Source organism: Nocardia sp. NPDC058176, assembly GCF_042883805.1.
GTDB lineage: Bacteria > Actinomycetota > Actinomycetes > Mycobacteriales > Mycobacteriaceae > Nocardia.
The window spans coordinates 122,750-137,544 of sequence record NZ_JBHVVA010000004.1 but is presented as its reverse complement, the minus strand read 5'-3'; the positions used below and the strand labels follow the sequence as shown (position 1 = coordinate 137,544).

Below are 14,795 nucleotides of genomic sequence, written 5' to 3'. Positions count from 1 at the left end.
ATGTTTCGGCATCGCCCCTTTCTCGTTCTCAGGGCTCGGGCGGGGTTGCGACGTGGCGCGCGTATTCGAGGATGCGCAGGGTTTCCACCGCGTCGCGGGGGTCGACCGGGACCGGGGCGCCGTCGAGAAGCGCGGCGGCCATGCCCGCGTAGAAGGCCGGGTAGTCGCCGGGGACCGTCGGGATGGTGCGAAGGTTCTCGCCTGCGCCGAAGGTGCCCCAGCTGTCGGCCGAGACTGTGCCCCAGGGTTTTCCGTCGTCGGAGCGGCGACCCGCGCGCAGGTCGGCTTCCTGGGGATCGAGGCCGTACACGGTGTAGCCGTTGTCGGCGCCGAGTACGCGCAGGCGCGGACCCAGTTGTGGCGCAACGGCACTCATCCACAATTGTGACCGGGTGCCGGAGGCGTGGGTGAGGGCGATGAAGGCGTCGTCGTCGGCCTCGACGTCCGGGCGGCGGCGGTCGAGTTCGGCGTAGACCTCGGTGACCGGACCGAACAGGGTCAGCGCCTGGTCGACCAGGTGACTGCCCAGGTCGAACAGGATGCCCGCCCCGTCCTCGGCGGCGCCCACCTCGCGCCAACCGCCCTTGGACACCGGCCGCCAGCGTTCGAACCTGGACTCGAACCGGCGCACCTCACCGAACTCGCCCGCGTCCAGCAGCGCGCGCACGGTCAGGAAATCGTTGTCCCAGCGACGATTCTGGAAAACGCTCAGCGGCAGGTCGGCCCGCTCGGCGGCCTCGACCACCGCTTCGGCGTCCGCGGCCGTCACCGCGAATGGCTTGTCAACGACCACCGGCAGTCCGGCGGCCAACGCCTTCGTGGCCAGCTCGGCGTGCGTGCGGTTGGGCGTCGCGATCACCGCGAGATCGACATCCTCGTCCTCGGCGAACATCTCCTCGGCCGTCGCCCACACCCGCACGCCGGGATGCTCGGCCCTGGCCTGCGACGCCCGCTCCTTCGACGAGGTGACCACCGACGCCACCCGCAGCCGCGGATCCGCCGCGATCAATGGCGCGTGGAACACCGACCCGGCCAGCCCGTACCCGACGATCGCAACCCCGAGGTCATCCATCCAGTTCCCCTTCGTGGTGGTCTCCGGGGTCCGAGTATGCCCGGCGAGGGGGAACCTCAGCGGGCGGGGAGGTTGTCGATCGCCTGGCGCAGGAAGGTGGCGGCGAGAGCGCAATACTCGTCGCGGCCGCCGTCCATGCCGCGCACCTCGACCTCCACGGTCTCCCGATCGAAGTCCGGGACGAGGTAGGCGCGGGTACACGTGGACCGGGACAGGCTCCGGTCGGGATACATCGAGATCCCGTCGACCTCCGTGCTCTCGGCGTCCGGGCCGGTGAGCTGGGACACGCGCACCAGTCGCAGGCCGAGTTCCACGCGCGCGTCCCACTGGCAGGTGTGCGCGGCGGCGATCGTGGGTTCGGGCGCCAGCACACCGATCTTCTCGGTCACGACATCGCGGTCGAGCAGTTCGCACGGGTCGAGCAGGGCCAGCCGGGTCTGTCGGTCCTCGGCCGTCGGCGCGGTGGTCAGGGTGCGGGCGATGTTGGCGGCAACGTGATCGATGCCGTCGCATCCCTGCACGTCGGAGGGTGGGAGGAGCATGATCTCGATGCCGGCCTCACGCTTGTCGTCCGCACCGGCGATCGCGCGCGTACAGCCGACTTCGTGTCCGTAGATGACCGGGACGCCGTCGACGATCACTTCGTGCGGGGTGAGCTTGGTGCTCACGCTGCCGAGCGACAGGAGGATGGCGTACCGGTTGGCGAAGGCCGCGCAACCCCATGTCTCGGTGGGTTCGATCCGCCAGGCCTGGGCGGGCAGCGGTGTCGGCGCGACCGGGACCGAATCGCCGACCGCCGTGGTCAGCCAGGCGCACGCATCGATCTGACGCAACTGCGCGAGCGTCAGTGCGGTCACCGGCGCGGGCTCCTCGGCCGGGCGGAGGGCGAACGCGGTGACACCGCCGACGACGAGCAGCAGGACCGCGAGGCCCGCCGCGAACCCGATCCGGGCACCCGAAGTCGCCGACTGCCAGCGACGCTGCCCGGATCGCACTGCGCGCCTGCCGATTTCCAGCGCGGCCGGGCCGAGGGCGGCCAGGCGCGTCGACCACTGCTCCATCAGTCGCGATGTCGGCGCGGCGGGCGGGGCCAGCGCGGCGAGCAGCGCCGAGACCTCGGCCTGCTGGCGGTCGATGTCGTCGAGGATCGGCGCGGGCCATGGCGGCGGCGTGGGTGCCGGGTTGCCGAGGTAATCCAGGATCTGCGCCGGGGTCGGCCGGGCGGCCGGGTCCTTGTGCAGGCACGGGGCGATCAGTTCGCGCAGTTCCGCGGGAACGCGGCTCAGATCGGGCGCACGCTGGGCGATGTTGTACATCGCGTACGGGACCGACGGCGCGGCGAACGGCGCGACGCCACCGGCCGCGAACGCCAGCACCGAGCCGAACGAGAACACGTCCGACGCCGGGGTGAGCGCATGACCGAGGGTCTGTTCCGGCGACAGGAAATCGGGCGTTCCGACCGTCGTCGCGGTGCCGGTGGTTCCGGGTGCGGCCGCGGGGGTCATGCCGATCTCGCCAAGGCGTCCGCCCTCGCGTGCCAACAGCACCGTATCGGCGCGCAGGCGCTGGTGCACCAGTCCGGCCTCGTGCACGGTCCGCAGGGCGGTGGCCAAGGCGGCGGCCAGTGCGCGCACGGCGGGCGTCGGGAGCGGGCCGTGCTCGGCGACCGCGCTGTCGAGTCGCACGCCGGGGACGAACGCCGCGGCGAGCCAGGGCCGGTCCGCGTCGGCGTCGACATCGAGCACCGTCGTGTTGCCGGCGCCGGCGACCCGCATTCCGGCCACGGCGCTGTGCCGCAGCCGCACCCGGAACTCCGGCTCACCGAGCAGTTCCGGCTCGGCCTGCCGCACGACGACCAGGGAATCGTCGGGCCCCGCGGCGAGCACCGCGCGGAATCCGGGCGCCGGGTCGAGCGTGCCGAGCACACGGTATCGGCCGATGGTGCCGGGTTCGTCGGGGCCGAGCGGGTGAATGGTCATGAGGTCGGCAACTTCGCGAGAACGGGGGTGAGCATGGTCGTCGCGGCGTCGCACAGACCGCGCGGCGCCGGATCGTCGGACACGTAGGCGGCCCGCAGCTGCTCGGCCTGGTTGGCACGGGTCGGCCGGACCAGCACGATGAACTCGCACATCGTCGAGTCGTCACGGTCGACGTACACCGTGTGCGCGCCGACCGGTCTCGTCGGCCGGAACCTGCCGTAGGCCTGGTGATCCGGCCGGGTGTTGTCTTCGACCCGGATCTCGAAGTAACCGTCGTGGCCGGCCACCCGGCACATGTGCGGACCGCGGGCCATCGCCACATCTCCCACCACCGACCGGGTGACCGGCAGGTCGATCAGGGCACAGGGATCGAGCAGCAGCACCGAATCGGGCGCGGTCGCCCGCAGCGGCGGGTTCACCGTGAGCCGGCGCACCACCGCGGCCAGCGCGCGTTCCGCGACCAGGCAGCCATTGCCGTCCGACACGCTGGCGTTGATCTCGAGGACGATCGGCAGGCCGCTCTGCGTCAGCACCGCACGATCGCAGCTGAGCCAGTCGTATTCCTTGCCGAGCACCGGCAACCAGCCGATCGTGGTTCCCGTCAGCTCCTCGCGCTCGGCGGTGGTCTTGGTCAGCGAGAACGAGATCTTGGTGCCGGCCGGGTCGCGATAGGTGGCGGTGCAACTGTCGAGGATGCTGGGCACCACATCGGAGACGGGGGTACCGAGTTCACCGAGCACCGACGGCATCAGCAGACCGCAGAGATCGAGCCGGCGCGTCTCCTCGTCGGTCAGCGCCAGCGGCGGATCCTCCATCGCCACCGCGTTTCCCTCGATGCCGAAACCCCAGATCACGGTCCCGGCCAGCACCAGCGCCGACACGACCCCGGCGGCGGTGAGCACCCGCGCCCACCGTCGATCCGGCCGCTCGACCGGCACCGGCGCGACCGCGGCGCGACCCTGCGCCCACAGCGCGGATTCGGCCTGGCGGTCGGCGATGCGGCGACGAATGCGGGCGGGCCAGACCGGTTCGACCTCGATGCGGTCCGCGGCGTCGAGCAGCTGCGCCGGCGTCGGGCGCGCGGCGGGATCCTTCGCCAGGCACGCCTCGACCAGTGCCCGGATCGGCTGGGGAACACCGGTGGTGTCGGGTTCGGTGTAGAGGACGTTGTAGAGCACCTGCGGAGTCGACGCCGCCGCGAACGGACTGACGCCGGTGGCGGCCATCGCCAGGACGGCGCCCACCGCGAACACATCCGAAGCCGGTGTGAGCGGGCGACATTCGGCCTGTTCCGGTGACATGTACGCGGGTGAGCCGAGCACGGTGCCGGTCGCGGTGAGGGTGACGTCGTCCTCGATCGCCCTGGCGATGCCGAAGTCGATCACCCGGGGGCCCTCGTTGGTGAGCAGGACATTGCTCGGCTTGAGATCGCGGTGCACCAGGCCGGTGCGGTGGATCTCGAGCAGCGCCATGGCCAGACCGGTGGCCAGCAGTTTCAGCCCGCTCACCGTCAGCTTGCCGAACTCGGCGACCATCTCCTCCAGCGCGGGCCCGGCGATGTATTCCGAGGCCAGCCATGGTGTTTCGGATTCCGCGTCGTGGTCGACCACACCGGCGGTGTAGGCGCCGGTGACCTGCTGGGAGGCGAGCACCTCCCGGCGGAACCTGGCCCGGAACTCCGGATTGCCGGTGAACTGGCGATGGATCTGCTTCACCGCGACCAGGCGACCGTCGGGGCCCTGACCGAGCAGCACCTGTCCCATGCCGCCGCGGCCGATCACCGCGAGCAGGCGATAGCGGCCGAGCCGCTGCGGTTCTTGCGCGCCGAGCGGTCGCAATGCCTGGCCTCCCGAACTCGTCACCACGAACCACCGAGCAGCGCGTACTGCGCGACGGCCTGGCGCCGCACATCCATCTCCCGATTGCTGTGCAGGAGAACGACGAACTCGCCGTGCCGCACCACGCAGGCGAATTGGTGGGCGGTGGTCGAGGAAGGATCCGGCCGGGCCGCGCGGTGACACGACACCCCGGGCAGGTCCGGCGTACTCGCCAACGCCGAGTAGTCCCGGTCGAGGAGTCGGTTGGTCAAGGCCTCGGCATACGTGCGCACGGCGTCCTCGTCGGGCGCGCGGAACAGGAAGCTGGTGCGCGTCACCGCGACCGCCGAGATCGCACTGGCCTCCAGGTCACGCAGTCGCACGCTCGGCTGGCCGCTCAACAGCGCGTAGGCGCGCGGGCCGTAGACCGCGAAACTCCATCGGTGGGGCCAGTAGTCGCCGGTCTTGACCAGGCGGGGAAGCAACTCGTCGCGGTCGAGTGCCAGGTTCGCCAGCTCCGCCGCCGGCGTCGGCACGAAGGTGTCGAGTTCGTTCAATTGGCCCCGATAGGTCCGGGTCAGCAGATCGATCATCACCGCGGGATCGGGCTCGGCGACCACCGCGAAAACCCGGATGACCAGGGTCTTCCACACCAGCCAGCTGCCAACGGTTCGGACGCCGGGACGCCAATGGGTCAGTGCCGCAGGGTGTTCGGGCAGTGCGAGCGGCGCGTTCTCGGTGTTGGCCGCGAAATCCGCGGCGGCCATCGCGGCCCCGGCGGCGACGGCCTGTTCCTCGTCGGGCAACGACAGGAGCGTGATCGAGATGAGCTTCTGGCCGGGATCGTCGTCGGCGCGACCGTTGCTCCCGATCACGCCGAATCCGGCCAGTACGTCGAAGGGCAGCAACGCGCTCCGCTGGACGCCGGAGAGCAGGTCGTCCACCCCGTTCAGGCCGACCACGACGCCGCCGCCGTTGCCCTTCGTCAGGTCGGGGTCGACGCTGTCGACGAAGAGCAACCGCTCGCCGATCCGGATCGACTCCGCCGTCGCACCACGCACACGGCTGGGCTCGGCATCGTAATCAGCGGCCGCGGGTTCCAGCGCGTAGTCACCGTGGTCGAATACCGGTGCCTGCGCACCACACCCGGCGGCGACCAGGGTGGTACCAACGAGCAGCGCCGCGAAACAGCGCGACCGCCAACGCACGAACATCCCCCTTCACCCGGCGAAATGCCGGGCCCCTCCCGAACTCTGCCGCGAAACTATCACCCTCGACTTCGGTATCGCTACAGCGTGGACAACCGGCCGACCAGCTGGCGCACGATCGGATCGGCGATCTCGCACAGCTGGGCGGGCTTGCGCCGCGAATCGCTGACGATCACTTCGGCGACCTCGACCAGGTGGTCACTGACCTTGCGGTAGCGGTACACCCGGCGGCAATCGGTCAGCAGGGAGCCCATTCCGAGGTCTTGGACCACCACACCGTCACCGATATCGATGACCTGGTCCGGCGCCGATGTCTGCCGCGGGCGCTCCTGTGCCAGCGTGACCCGGACACTGGTCGGGCCCGACCATTCGCACACATGCGCGGCACTGGCGACGCCGATGCCGAGCGGCTCGGCGCCCGCGCTCGTCGACTCGTCCACCAGCGCACAGGGATCCACCGAGGCCAGCGACCGAGCGGCAGCCGGATCGGCGGGCAGGTCGCCGAGCGTGGCGGACAGCCGGTCCACGACGTGATCGGCGAGTGGGCACTGCGCGGCCCTGGTGAAGGTGTCGACGGTGATGCCCCAGCGCTGTCCCGGCTCGCCGCCTTCGAGCGCGAAGGCGCAGTCCTCGCCGCGACGGGCGAGCGCGTAACCGTTGACGACCGCCTCGCCGGGCCCGAATCCGGCTATCGCGGCGCCGATCTCGACCGCGAGCCGGCCACCGCCGGAGGTTCCCTCACAGCCCCAGCTCGCCGTCGACTGCCAGCGCCAGGCGGCGACCTCCGCGGCGGCGCGGACGGCGGCTTCGGCGGGCAGCGATTCGCCCAGCGCCTGCTGCAGCCAGGCACACGCGTCGGCGCCACGCAACTGGTCGAGGGCGGGCAGGGTCGCGGTCGGCGTCGCCGCGGGTGCGGTGGCCTCCGCCGATGTCGAGTCGCCGCCGCGCAGCACCAGACCCGTGATCCCGGCCGCGACGACGACCGCGACCACCAGTGCCGCCAGGCCGACCCGCAGCCCGGTACGTCGTCGGGTCGGTGCCGGCGGCTGTTCGACAGGTGACGTCGCGGACGGCAGGTAGGCCGGAATGATCTGGGTCGCTTCGGGATCCGAGGTCAGCGCGACCAGATTCCGGGTCTGCTCGGCGATCTCGGTGTGGACCCGATCCGACCACGGCCGGGGCTGGACCGGCAGTGCGCCCAGGTAGTCCAGGATCTGGGCGGGTGTCGGTCTGGTCTTCGGGTCCTTGCGCAGGCAGCCGGCGATCAGTTCGCGCACCGGTTCGGGGACCTGGTCGAGCTGCGGCTCGCTGTGCACGATGTTGAACAGGGTGTACGGGGCGGAGTTGGCGGCGAACGGGCTCTTGCCGGTCGCGGCCATGCACAGCAGTGCACCGAGGGAGAAGACGTCGCTGGCCGAGGTCACCGGTTCGCTCATCGCCTGCTCGGGTGACATGTAGGCGGGTGAGCCGACCACCGCGCCGACCTCGGTCAGCGGCGCGCTCGCCTCGGCCGCCTGGGCGATGCCGAAGTCGATCACGCGTGGGCCGTCGGCGGCCAGGATCACGTTGGCGGGCTTGAGATCCCGGTGGACCAGGCCGGTGCTGTGGATCGAGTGCAGGGCCGAGGCGAGGCCGGAGGCCAGGGTGCGCAGCGCGGGCACCGGCAACGGTCCCTGCTCGCGCACGGCACGGTCCAGCGGCACGCCGGGGATGAAGACCGAAGCCAGCCACGGTGTTTCGCCGCTGGTGTCGAAGTCGACGACCGCCGCGGTGAACGCGCCCGACACCCGGGCGGAGATGGCGACCTCGCGTTCGAACCGCGCCCGGAACTCCCGGTCGTCGAGCAGGTGCGCGTGGATCTGCTTGATCGCGACGAACCGCCCGTCCGGCCCGGTGGCCAGCAGCACCCGGCCCATCCCGCCCGCACCGAGCACGCCGCGAATCCGATAGCGACCGATCACCGGCGAATCGCCCGGCGAAAGTTGCTCGAGCACTGTGTGACACCCCCACTTCACGCCCGCTACCGTGCGGGCCGACCGGACATCCGGCCGTCTTCTCGCCAGCAACCTAGCATTCGGCCGCCGCCGCACCCGGTCGACGGATCGCCAGCGCGGGGGTGCGGTGACCCGCCTCGCGCCGCACCGAGACCCGCGTTGGCGGGCGGGGGCCGGACTCGCCGGACGAGCGCCACTGCTTCGTCGATCACCGGGCAGCAGGCGGCACGGCCCAATCGCTGTGGCGATCAGGCGGATGCCGTGGCCCGGCTCGCGACAACGACCGCGCACAGCACGATCGCGCAGCTGAGGACGGCGGTGAGGGAGAGTTTGCCCGCGGTGGCGTCGAGCAGGACGGCCGCGACGAGCTGGCCCGCGACCGAGGTGAGGCCGAGTAGCAGGACGCCGATCAGGCCGACGGTGACCGCGGCCAGGGCGATGAAGCCGACGCCGATGAGGCCGCCGAGGTAGAGCCATGGCTCGGTGGGGAATTCGGTCGGGAGGCCGGTGGTGGACAGGGTGTAGAGGTCGAACAGGAACAGGGCGAGCAGGCCGACGACGAAGTTGACCAGGGTGGCGGTGAAGGGGCCACCGACGGCGCTGACCCGGCCGTTCACCGCCTGCTGCCAGGCCAGGCCGACACCGGCCAGGGCAGGCAGGACGATGAGCAGGAGGGGAATGTCGGGGACGCCGGTGACCACGGTGACCGGGACGGATCGGCCGCTGGCCGACAGCACGACGCCGCCGATGCCGAGGACGGCGGCGGCCACGCGCAACGGGGTGATCGCGGTCCGGCCGTTCGGCGCGAGACCGAGCCGGTCGACCACCAGGCTGCTGAGCAGCTGCCCCGCGACCACCGCGACGGTGAACGCGGTGACCCCGATGACGGCGATCGTGAGCCCCTGACTCGCCACGAAGAACGCGCCACACAGGCCGCCGAGCAGGTGCCACGGCCGCAAACTGCCCTGCGACACGGCATTTCGCACTGTCCCGAACCCGGCGCGCAGGGCGGGACTGCACGCGAACGCGAGCAGCAGGACCACCAGCCCGGTGCCGAAGCTGATCGTCGCCGCCATGACGCCGTCACCCAATTCGGCCCCGAGCGCACCATTGATCCGCCCCTGCACTGCCACGCCCGCGCCGATACAGAACCCGAACACCAGCCCGATCCCCCTACGCCCGCTCACCCGGCTCCTCTCCGCCTCGACACCTCGCTCCTCGACACGAGCATGCCAGCCATCGACCGCCTCTCCGCCCGGCCCACACCTGGTCGCCGCGCAGGCCGACGACTCCGCGATGACCAGCGCGGAGCCGCCACACGGCGAACCCGCGGGTCAGTCGACATCGGCACCCGCTTCGACACGATCCGGCGGAACCGCGAATCAGCCCTCGTCGTGACGGGGCGGCAGCCAGCTCGGAACGAGAGCGGCGGTGACCAGCAGGACCACGCCGAGCAGGGCGATCGTCACCGACATCGACAGCCACACGGTGGCGGCCGCGACGAAACCGAAGACCGCCAGCGCGACGATCTCGGAGAGCAGGCCCGAGACCGAGGTGACCGTGGCCCGGGCGGGACCCTCGATGGCGGCCTGCAGGCGGGCATCCGCGACGACCTCGACGTTGAAGTCGATGCCGTAGGCGAGGCCGATCCCGAGGAACCCGATCCACAGCAGCGCGGGATCGGCATCCACGCCGACGGCCAACGCACCCGCGATGAACAGGATTCCGGCGGTGAACAACGCGATCGCCAGCGTGCGCGCGGAGAGCACTTCGGTGCGACCCGCCAGCAGGGAGCCGACCAGCGAGCCGACCACCGTCACGCCGACCAGCAGGGCCGAGGTGCTCGTCGAGGCACCACCGGAGACGGCGAGCAGACCGAAGTACTCGTCGAAAGCGGTGATTCCGTACAGCAGCGCACCCAGCAGCACGCCCCGGCGGACCCGACGCACCCGCAGCGCCTCGGCCAGCCCGGTCCTCAGCATGATCACGTATCGCGACGAAGACGCGCCCCGCACGATCCCACCATCATCCGATTCGACCGGCTGCGGCTGGTCAGCGGCCGCGTCGGTGGGAGTCGATCCGAGTTCGCCACCGGTCGGCCTGCGCGAGTGTGCCCGGTCGTTCGTGGCGTTCGGCGCCGAACCGGGAACGATGTGCGGGCCGAGAGTGCTGGGGTTCGGCTCGTCGTCCAAGTCGTCGACCGCGGTCGCGGAGATGGCCTTCGGCGCGCTGGGCAAGGCCAGCGCGGTGAGCGTGTGCAGCACGCCGATACCGACGCTGACCCACCCGACCAGCGGGTATCCACCCCACGCGAACAGCGGTGCGGCGGCGAGGATCGCGACGAGGACCGTGCCCTCCTGCGCACCACGAGCCCAGCCCATGATCGAGGCATAGGCCGAGGGTTCACCGCGGGCGACCAGGTCGTCGTAGATCAGCGCCTCGAAGGTGCCCGATTCCAGCGCACCGGCGATCCCCCACAGCAGGAACCCGAGCGCGAACCCGGCGAAGGTCGGGACCAGCATCCACCCGGCGAAACAGGCAGCCTGCAGCACACAGCTCAGGACGAGCAGCCCACGACGGGAGACGGTGTCGGCCCAGGCACCCGATGGCACCTCCAGCACGAACGAGGTCACCGACCAGATGGCGAGCAGCAGCGAGATCTGCGCCGTGCTCAGCCCGTTCTCGGCGAACAGCACGCCGTAGAGCGCGTAGATGGGCAACAGATCACGGGTGCCCTTGAACAGCACCGCCCGCACAGCGACCCCGCGCACACCGACCGGTTCACGGGTCAACCGCGCCACCGCCGCCACGCAGCGCCGCCGGACCTCCGAAGGTCAACAGCCGTAGATGAGCATCCGCATACGATCAATACTTCGCCGCACCCCGACCACCGTCAAGCGAATATCGCGCCCGTGGTCACTCGTAGTGATACCGGCACGACAGCACGCGGATCACGCCATCGTCGACGCGGTAGACCAAGCGGTGCTCCTGCGTTATCCGGCGTGACCACCAGCCTGAAAGGCTGTGTAGCAGGGGCTCGGGTTTGCCGATACCACCCGCTTGCCCGTTGACCGCGATGTCGTCGAAAAGGCGGTTGATCTTGCGGGCCGCCGCGCGGTCGTTGGTGACCGTCCACTCATAGTCAGCCCAGGCTTCGCTCGAGAAGTCCAGCTTCACGCGACACCGGCCGCATCGCCGGTCGGATCTTCGTCGGGGACTTCGAGTTTCTCCTGCGGAACGAAACCGCCCGCCGCGAACTCTTCCAAGCCGCGCTGGAGATGTCGCGCGTTCGCGGGCGAGCCGAGTAGATGCGCGGTCTCCTTCAGCGCTTCGTACTCACGCAACGACACAACCACGGCAGCATCGTGGCCGGCCCGAGTGACGACAACCTCCTCGAGGTCATCGGTGGCAGCGTCGAGCACGCTCGCCAACGTCGCGCGCGCTTCGGTGTAGCTGATCTGCCTCATGACACAAATGTACAGGATTCCTGTACACGTTGTATTGGTCAGGGGAAGGGGAGCCAGCCGTTGGCGGCGAGGGAATCGTCGTCGTCGGTGGTCTTCGCGCTCGCCAGCGCGCCGCCGCCCTCGTTGAGGTCGTTGATCAGTTCCGAGACCGGATGCGAATCGCTGTAGTGGTAGCCCTGGGCCAGCGCGAAGCCGAGTTCGGTGAGGACCGCGGCCTGGTACTCGGTTTCCACGCCCTCGGCGATGACCTGCAGGTCCAGCGACTTGCTGAGGGCGGCGATCACGCCGAGCAGGGGTGGGGCCGGGGAATCGGAGCGGATGGCGGCGACGAAGGACTGGTCGACCTTGAGGATGTCGCTGGGGATGGTGGCCAGGCGGCTCAGTGAGGAGTAGCCGGTGCCGAAATCGTCGATGGCGATGCGCACGCCACGGTCGCGCAGGGTGTGCAGGTTGGCGATGGCGGTCTGGGATTCGGCGGCGAGTTCGCTCTCGGTGACCTCGAGGACGAGCTGGTCGGCGGGCCAGCCGGTATCGGCCAGGATGGTCGCGACCCGCTCGGCGTAATCGGTCTCGGCCAGTTCCAGGCCGGAGACGTTGACATTGAGGGTCAGGTTCAGCGAGGCGAAGCTCTCCTGCAGGCGGGCGGCGTCGGCGCAGGCGCGGCGCAACACCAGCTCGTCCAGGTCGGAGATGAGGTCGTATTCCTCGGCGACCCGGATCAGCCCCTCGGTGGTGACCTCGGGCTGGGCGTTCGACGACCAGCGCAGCAGCGCCTCGACCCCGACCGCCTGGCCGCCGTCCTCGCTCAGGCTGACGATCGGCTGGTAGTGCACATCGAGCGCGCCGCGGTCGATCGCCTCGCGCAGCTCCACCGCCAGCGGCAGTTGCCGCGAGGACTCGAGCACCGTGCGATTGCGGCCCGCCTGCTTGGCCCGGTACAGGCCCACGTCGGCACGGCTGATCAGCAGCGATCCGGATTCGCCCGGCTGCCAGGAGGTGACACCGGCCGAACAGCCCATCGTCACCGCGGCGCGCAGCTGCTCGGTGAGCAGGATCGCGGCCTGCTCGGTGGTGCCGGGCAGCAGCAGGGCGAAGACGTCGCCGCCGAAGCGGGCCAGCACCTGGTCGGGCGCGAGCAGGTCCAGCCAGGTGTCGGCGACACGTTGCAGCACCGCGTCACCGGCGCGGTTGCCGAGATGGTCGTTGATCTTCTGGAAGCGGTCGAGATCGACCAGGACCAGCGACAGCCCCTGACCGCCGCGACCGGCCGCGTCGATCGCCGGGTTGAGCTGCTTCTCGAACCCGCGCCGGTTCATCAGGCCGGTGAGCACGTCGATATCGGCGTCGGAGGCCATCCTGGTCAGGATGCCGACGACCACGCCCGCGCCGAAGGTGACACCGGCGGGAATGAGCCCGGACCACCACGGCAGCCCGCGATCGGGCAGCACCCACAGACACAGCGCCATCGCGAAACCGATGTGCGCGGCCGCCTGCGACCAGGCGAAGAACAGCGCGGCGTCGCAGGCGATGAAGACATAGAACGAGGCCAGCGTGATGCCGCCGACCAGGTTCGGGAAGGAGTGCACCGCGATCGTCACCAGCACGGTCGCGGTGGCGAGGTAGAGGTGGTGCAGGGCGTGCGGCATCCGCGGACCCCAGGCCAGCAGGGTCAGCCCGAGGAACAGCGCGACCGCGGCCGCGGTTCCGACCAGCAACCGATTGCCGTCGTCGCCCGGTGCCACGGCAGTGATCGTCAGGCCGAGGACACCTCCGAGGACGTAGAACGCCCCCGTTGTCCTGGCCATGACCTTTGCCGTCGCCAACGCCGATGCCGCCCGCACCCGGGTTCGGGTATCGCCGCGCGCCCCGATTCCTCGCACGAGCACCAGCCTAGATGTTGTCGGGTCAGGTCGTTTGCCACATGCTACAAATGCCCGCCCGGCAAACAGTGGAGAGGTCTACGGTTTCAGCACCTCGGTGCCGACGAAGGGCACCAGCGCCGCGGGCACCCGCACCGAACCGTCGGCCTGCTGATGGTTCTCCAGGATCGCCACGATCCAGCGCGTGGTCGCCAGCGTGCCGTTCAAGGTGGCCGCGATCTGCGCCTTCCCGTTCTCGTCGCGGTAGCGGACCGCCAGCCTGCGCGCCTGGAAGGTGGTGCAGTTCGAGGTGGAGGTGAGCTCGCGGTAGGTCTGCTGGGTGGGCACCCAGGCCTCGCAGTCGAACTTGCGGGCCGCCGAGCTGCCCAGATCGCCCGCCGCGACGTCGATCACCCGGTAGGGCACGTCGATGGCGGCCAGCATCTCGCGCTCCCAGGCCAGCAGCCGCTGATGCTCGGCATCGGCCTGGTCGGGGGTGGTGTAGACGAACATCTCCACCTTGTCGAACTGGTGCACGCGGATGATGCCGCGGGTGTCCTTGCCGTAGCTACCGGCCTCGCGCCGGAAACACGACGACCAGCCCGCGTAGCGCTTGGCGCCCGCGCTCAGGTCGAGGATCTCCTCGGCGTGGTAGCCCGCCAGCGGCACCTCCGAGGTGCCGACGAGGTAGAGGTCGTCATCGGCCAGGTGGTAGACCTCGGCCGAGTGCTGACCCAGGAAGCCGGTACCGGCCATGATCTCCGGGCGCACCAGCACCGGCGGGATCATCATGGTGAAACCGTTGGCCACCGCCTTCTGCGCGGCCAGCTGCAACAGACCCAGCTGCAACAGCGCGCCGTGGCCGGTGAGGAAGTAGAACCGCGAGCCCGACACCTTGGCGCCGCGCTCCATGTCGATCAGGCCCAGCGATTCGCCCAGTTCCAGATGATCCTTGGGCTCGAAGTCGAATTCCGGTGGGGTGCCGACCGTTTCGAGCACGATGTAGTCGTCCTCGCCGCCGGCGGGGGCGCCGTCCTGCACGACGTTGGAGATCGCGCGGTGCGCGGCGTCGAGATCGGCGTCGGCCGCGTTCTGGGCGACCTCGGCCTCCTTGACCTTGGCCGACATGTCCGAGGCGGCGGCCAGCAGCGCGGGGCGCTCGTCCTTGCTCGCCTTCCCGATCACCTTGCCCATCGCCTTGTGCTCGGCCCGCAGGGAGTCGGCGGTGGCGACCGCGGCGCGGCGCGCGGCATCGGCTTCGAGCAGGGCGTCGACGAGCGCGGGGTCCTCACCACGGGCCCGCTGCGAGGCACGGACGGCTTCCGGGTTCTCGCGCAGGAATCGGAGGTCGATCATGAACAAACAGCCTAGTAGTTTGCGCAACGCAAATTCTTTCGCC

At 70.3% G+C, this 14,795-nt stretch carries 11 protein-coding genes; all 11 read right to left on the bottom strand.

What is annotated here, in order from left to right:
• Positions 1-28 precede the first annotated feature (28 nt).
• The 11 genes from ACFVVM_RS21990 to serS all read right to left on the bottom strand — a co-directional run bounded on the left by ACFVVM_RS21990 (position 29) and on the right by serS (position 14,752).
• Positions 29-1,072: a Gfo/Idh/MocA family oxidoreductase gene (locus tag ACFVVM_RS21990; protein WP_387621229.1), complete on the bottom strand. Its 1,044-nt coding sequence runs from the start codon at positions 1,070-1,072 to the stop codon at positions 29-31.
• Positions 1,073-1,128: 56 nt separating this feature from the next.
• A complete protein-coding gene (locus tag ACFVVM_RS21985) occupies positions 1,129-3,051 on the bottom strand; it encodes a protein kinase (RefSeq protein ID WP_387621226.1) in 1,923 nt (640 codons plus the stop codon).
• A complete protein-coding gene (locus ACFVVM_RS21980; RefSeq protein ID WP_387621223.1) occupies positions 3,048-4,913 on the bottom strand; it encodes a serine/threonine-protein kinase in 1,866 nt (621 codons plus the stop codon). Before ACFVVM_RS21980 ends, ACFVVM_RS21985 begins: the two co-directional genes overlap by 4 nt.
• Positions 4,910-6,076 carry a hypothetical protein gene (locus ACFVVM_RS21975; protein ID WP_387621220.1) on the bottom strand — a complete coding sequence of 389 codons (1,167 nt, stop codon included), beginning with the start codon at positions 6,074-6,076 and terminating at the stop codon, positions 4,910-4,912. Before ACFVVM_RS21975 ends, ACFVVM_RS21980 begins: the two co-directional genes overlap by 4 nt.
• 80 nt (positions 6,077-6,156) lie before the next feature.
• Positions 6,157-8,070: a protein kinase gene (locus tag ACFVVM_RS21970; protein ID WP_387621217.1), complete on the bottom strand. Its 1,914-nt coding sequence runs from the start codon at positions 8,068-8,070 to the stop codon at positions 6,157-6,159.
• A 248-nt stretch (positions 8,071-8,318) separates the two neighbouring features.
• Complete coding sequence (locus ACFVVM_RS21965; protein WP_387621214.1) at positions 8,319-9,257, bottom strand: DMT family transporter; 939 nt, start codon at positions 9,255-9,257, stop codon at positions 8,319-8,321.
• 195 nt (positions 9,258-9,452) lie between these two features.
• Entirely contained in the window at positions 9,453-10,871 is a 1,419-nt protein-coding gene (locus ACFVVM_RS21960; RefSeq protein WP_387621212.1) for an MFS transporter, read from the bottom strand.
• 115 nt (positions 10,872-10,986) lie between these two features.
• Complete coding sequence (locus ACFVVM_RS21955; protein ID WP_387621209.1) at positions 10,987-11,247, bottom strand: Txe/YoeB family addiction module toxin; 261 nt, start codon at positions 11,245-11,247, stop codon at positions 10,987-10,989.
• Positions 11,244-11,537, bottom strand: coding sequence for a type II toxin-antitoxin system Phd/YefM family antitoxin (locus tag ACFVVM_RS21950; protein WP_387621207.1), 294 nt, complete (start codon positions 11,535-11,537; stop codon positions 11,244-11,246). The genes ACFVVM_RS21955 and ACFVVM_RS21950 overlap by 4 nt, the downstream gene beginning before the upstream one ends.
• A gap of 38 nt (positions 11,538-11,575) precedes the next feature.
• Positions 11,576-13,417: a putative bifunctional diguanylate cyclase/phosphodiesterase gene (locus ACFVVM_RS21945; protein WP_387621204.1), complete on the bottom strand. Its 1,842-nt coding sequence runs from the start codon at positions 13,415-13,417 to the stop codon at positions 11,576-11,578.
• Between the two features lie 78 nt (positions 13,418-13,495).
• Positions 13,496-14,752: a serine--tRNA ligase gene (serS, locus tag ACFVVM_RS21940; protein WP_387621201.1), complete on the bottom strand. Its 1,257-nt coding sequence runs from the start codon at positions 14,750-14,752 to the stop codon at positions 13,496-13,498.
• Positions 14,753-14,795: the final 43 nt, after the last annotated feature.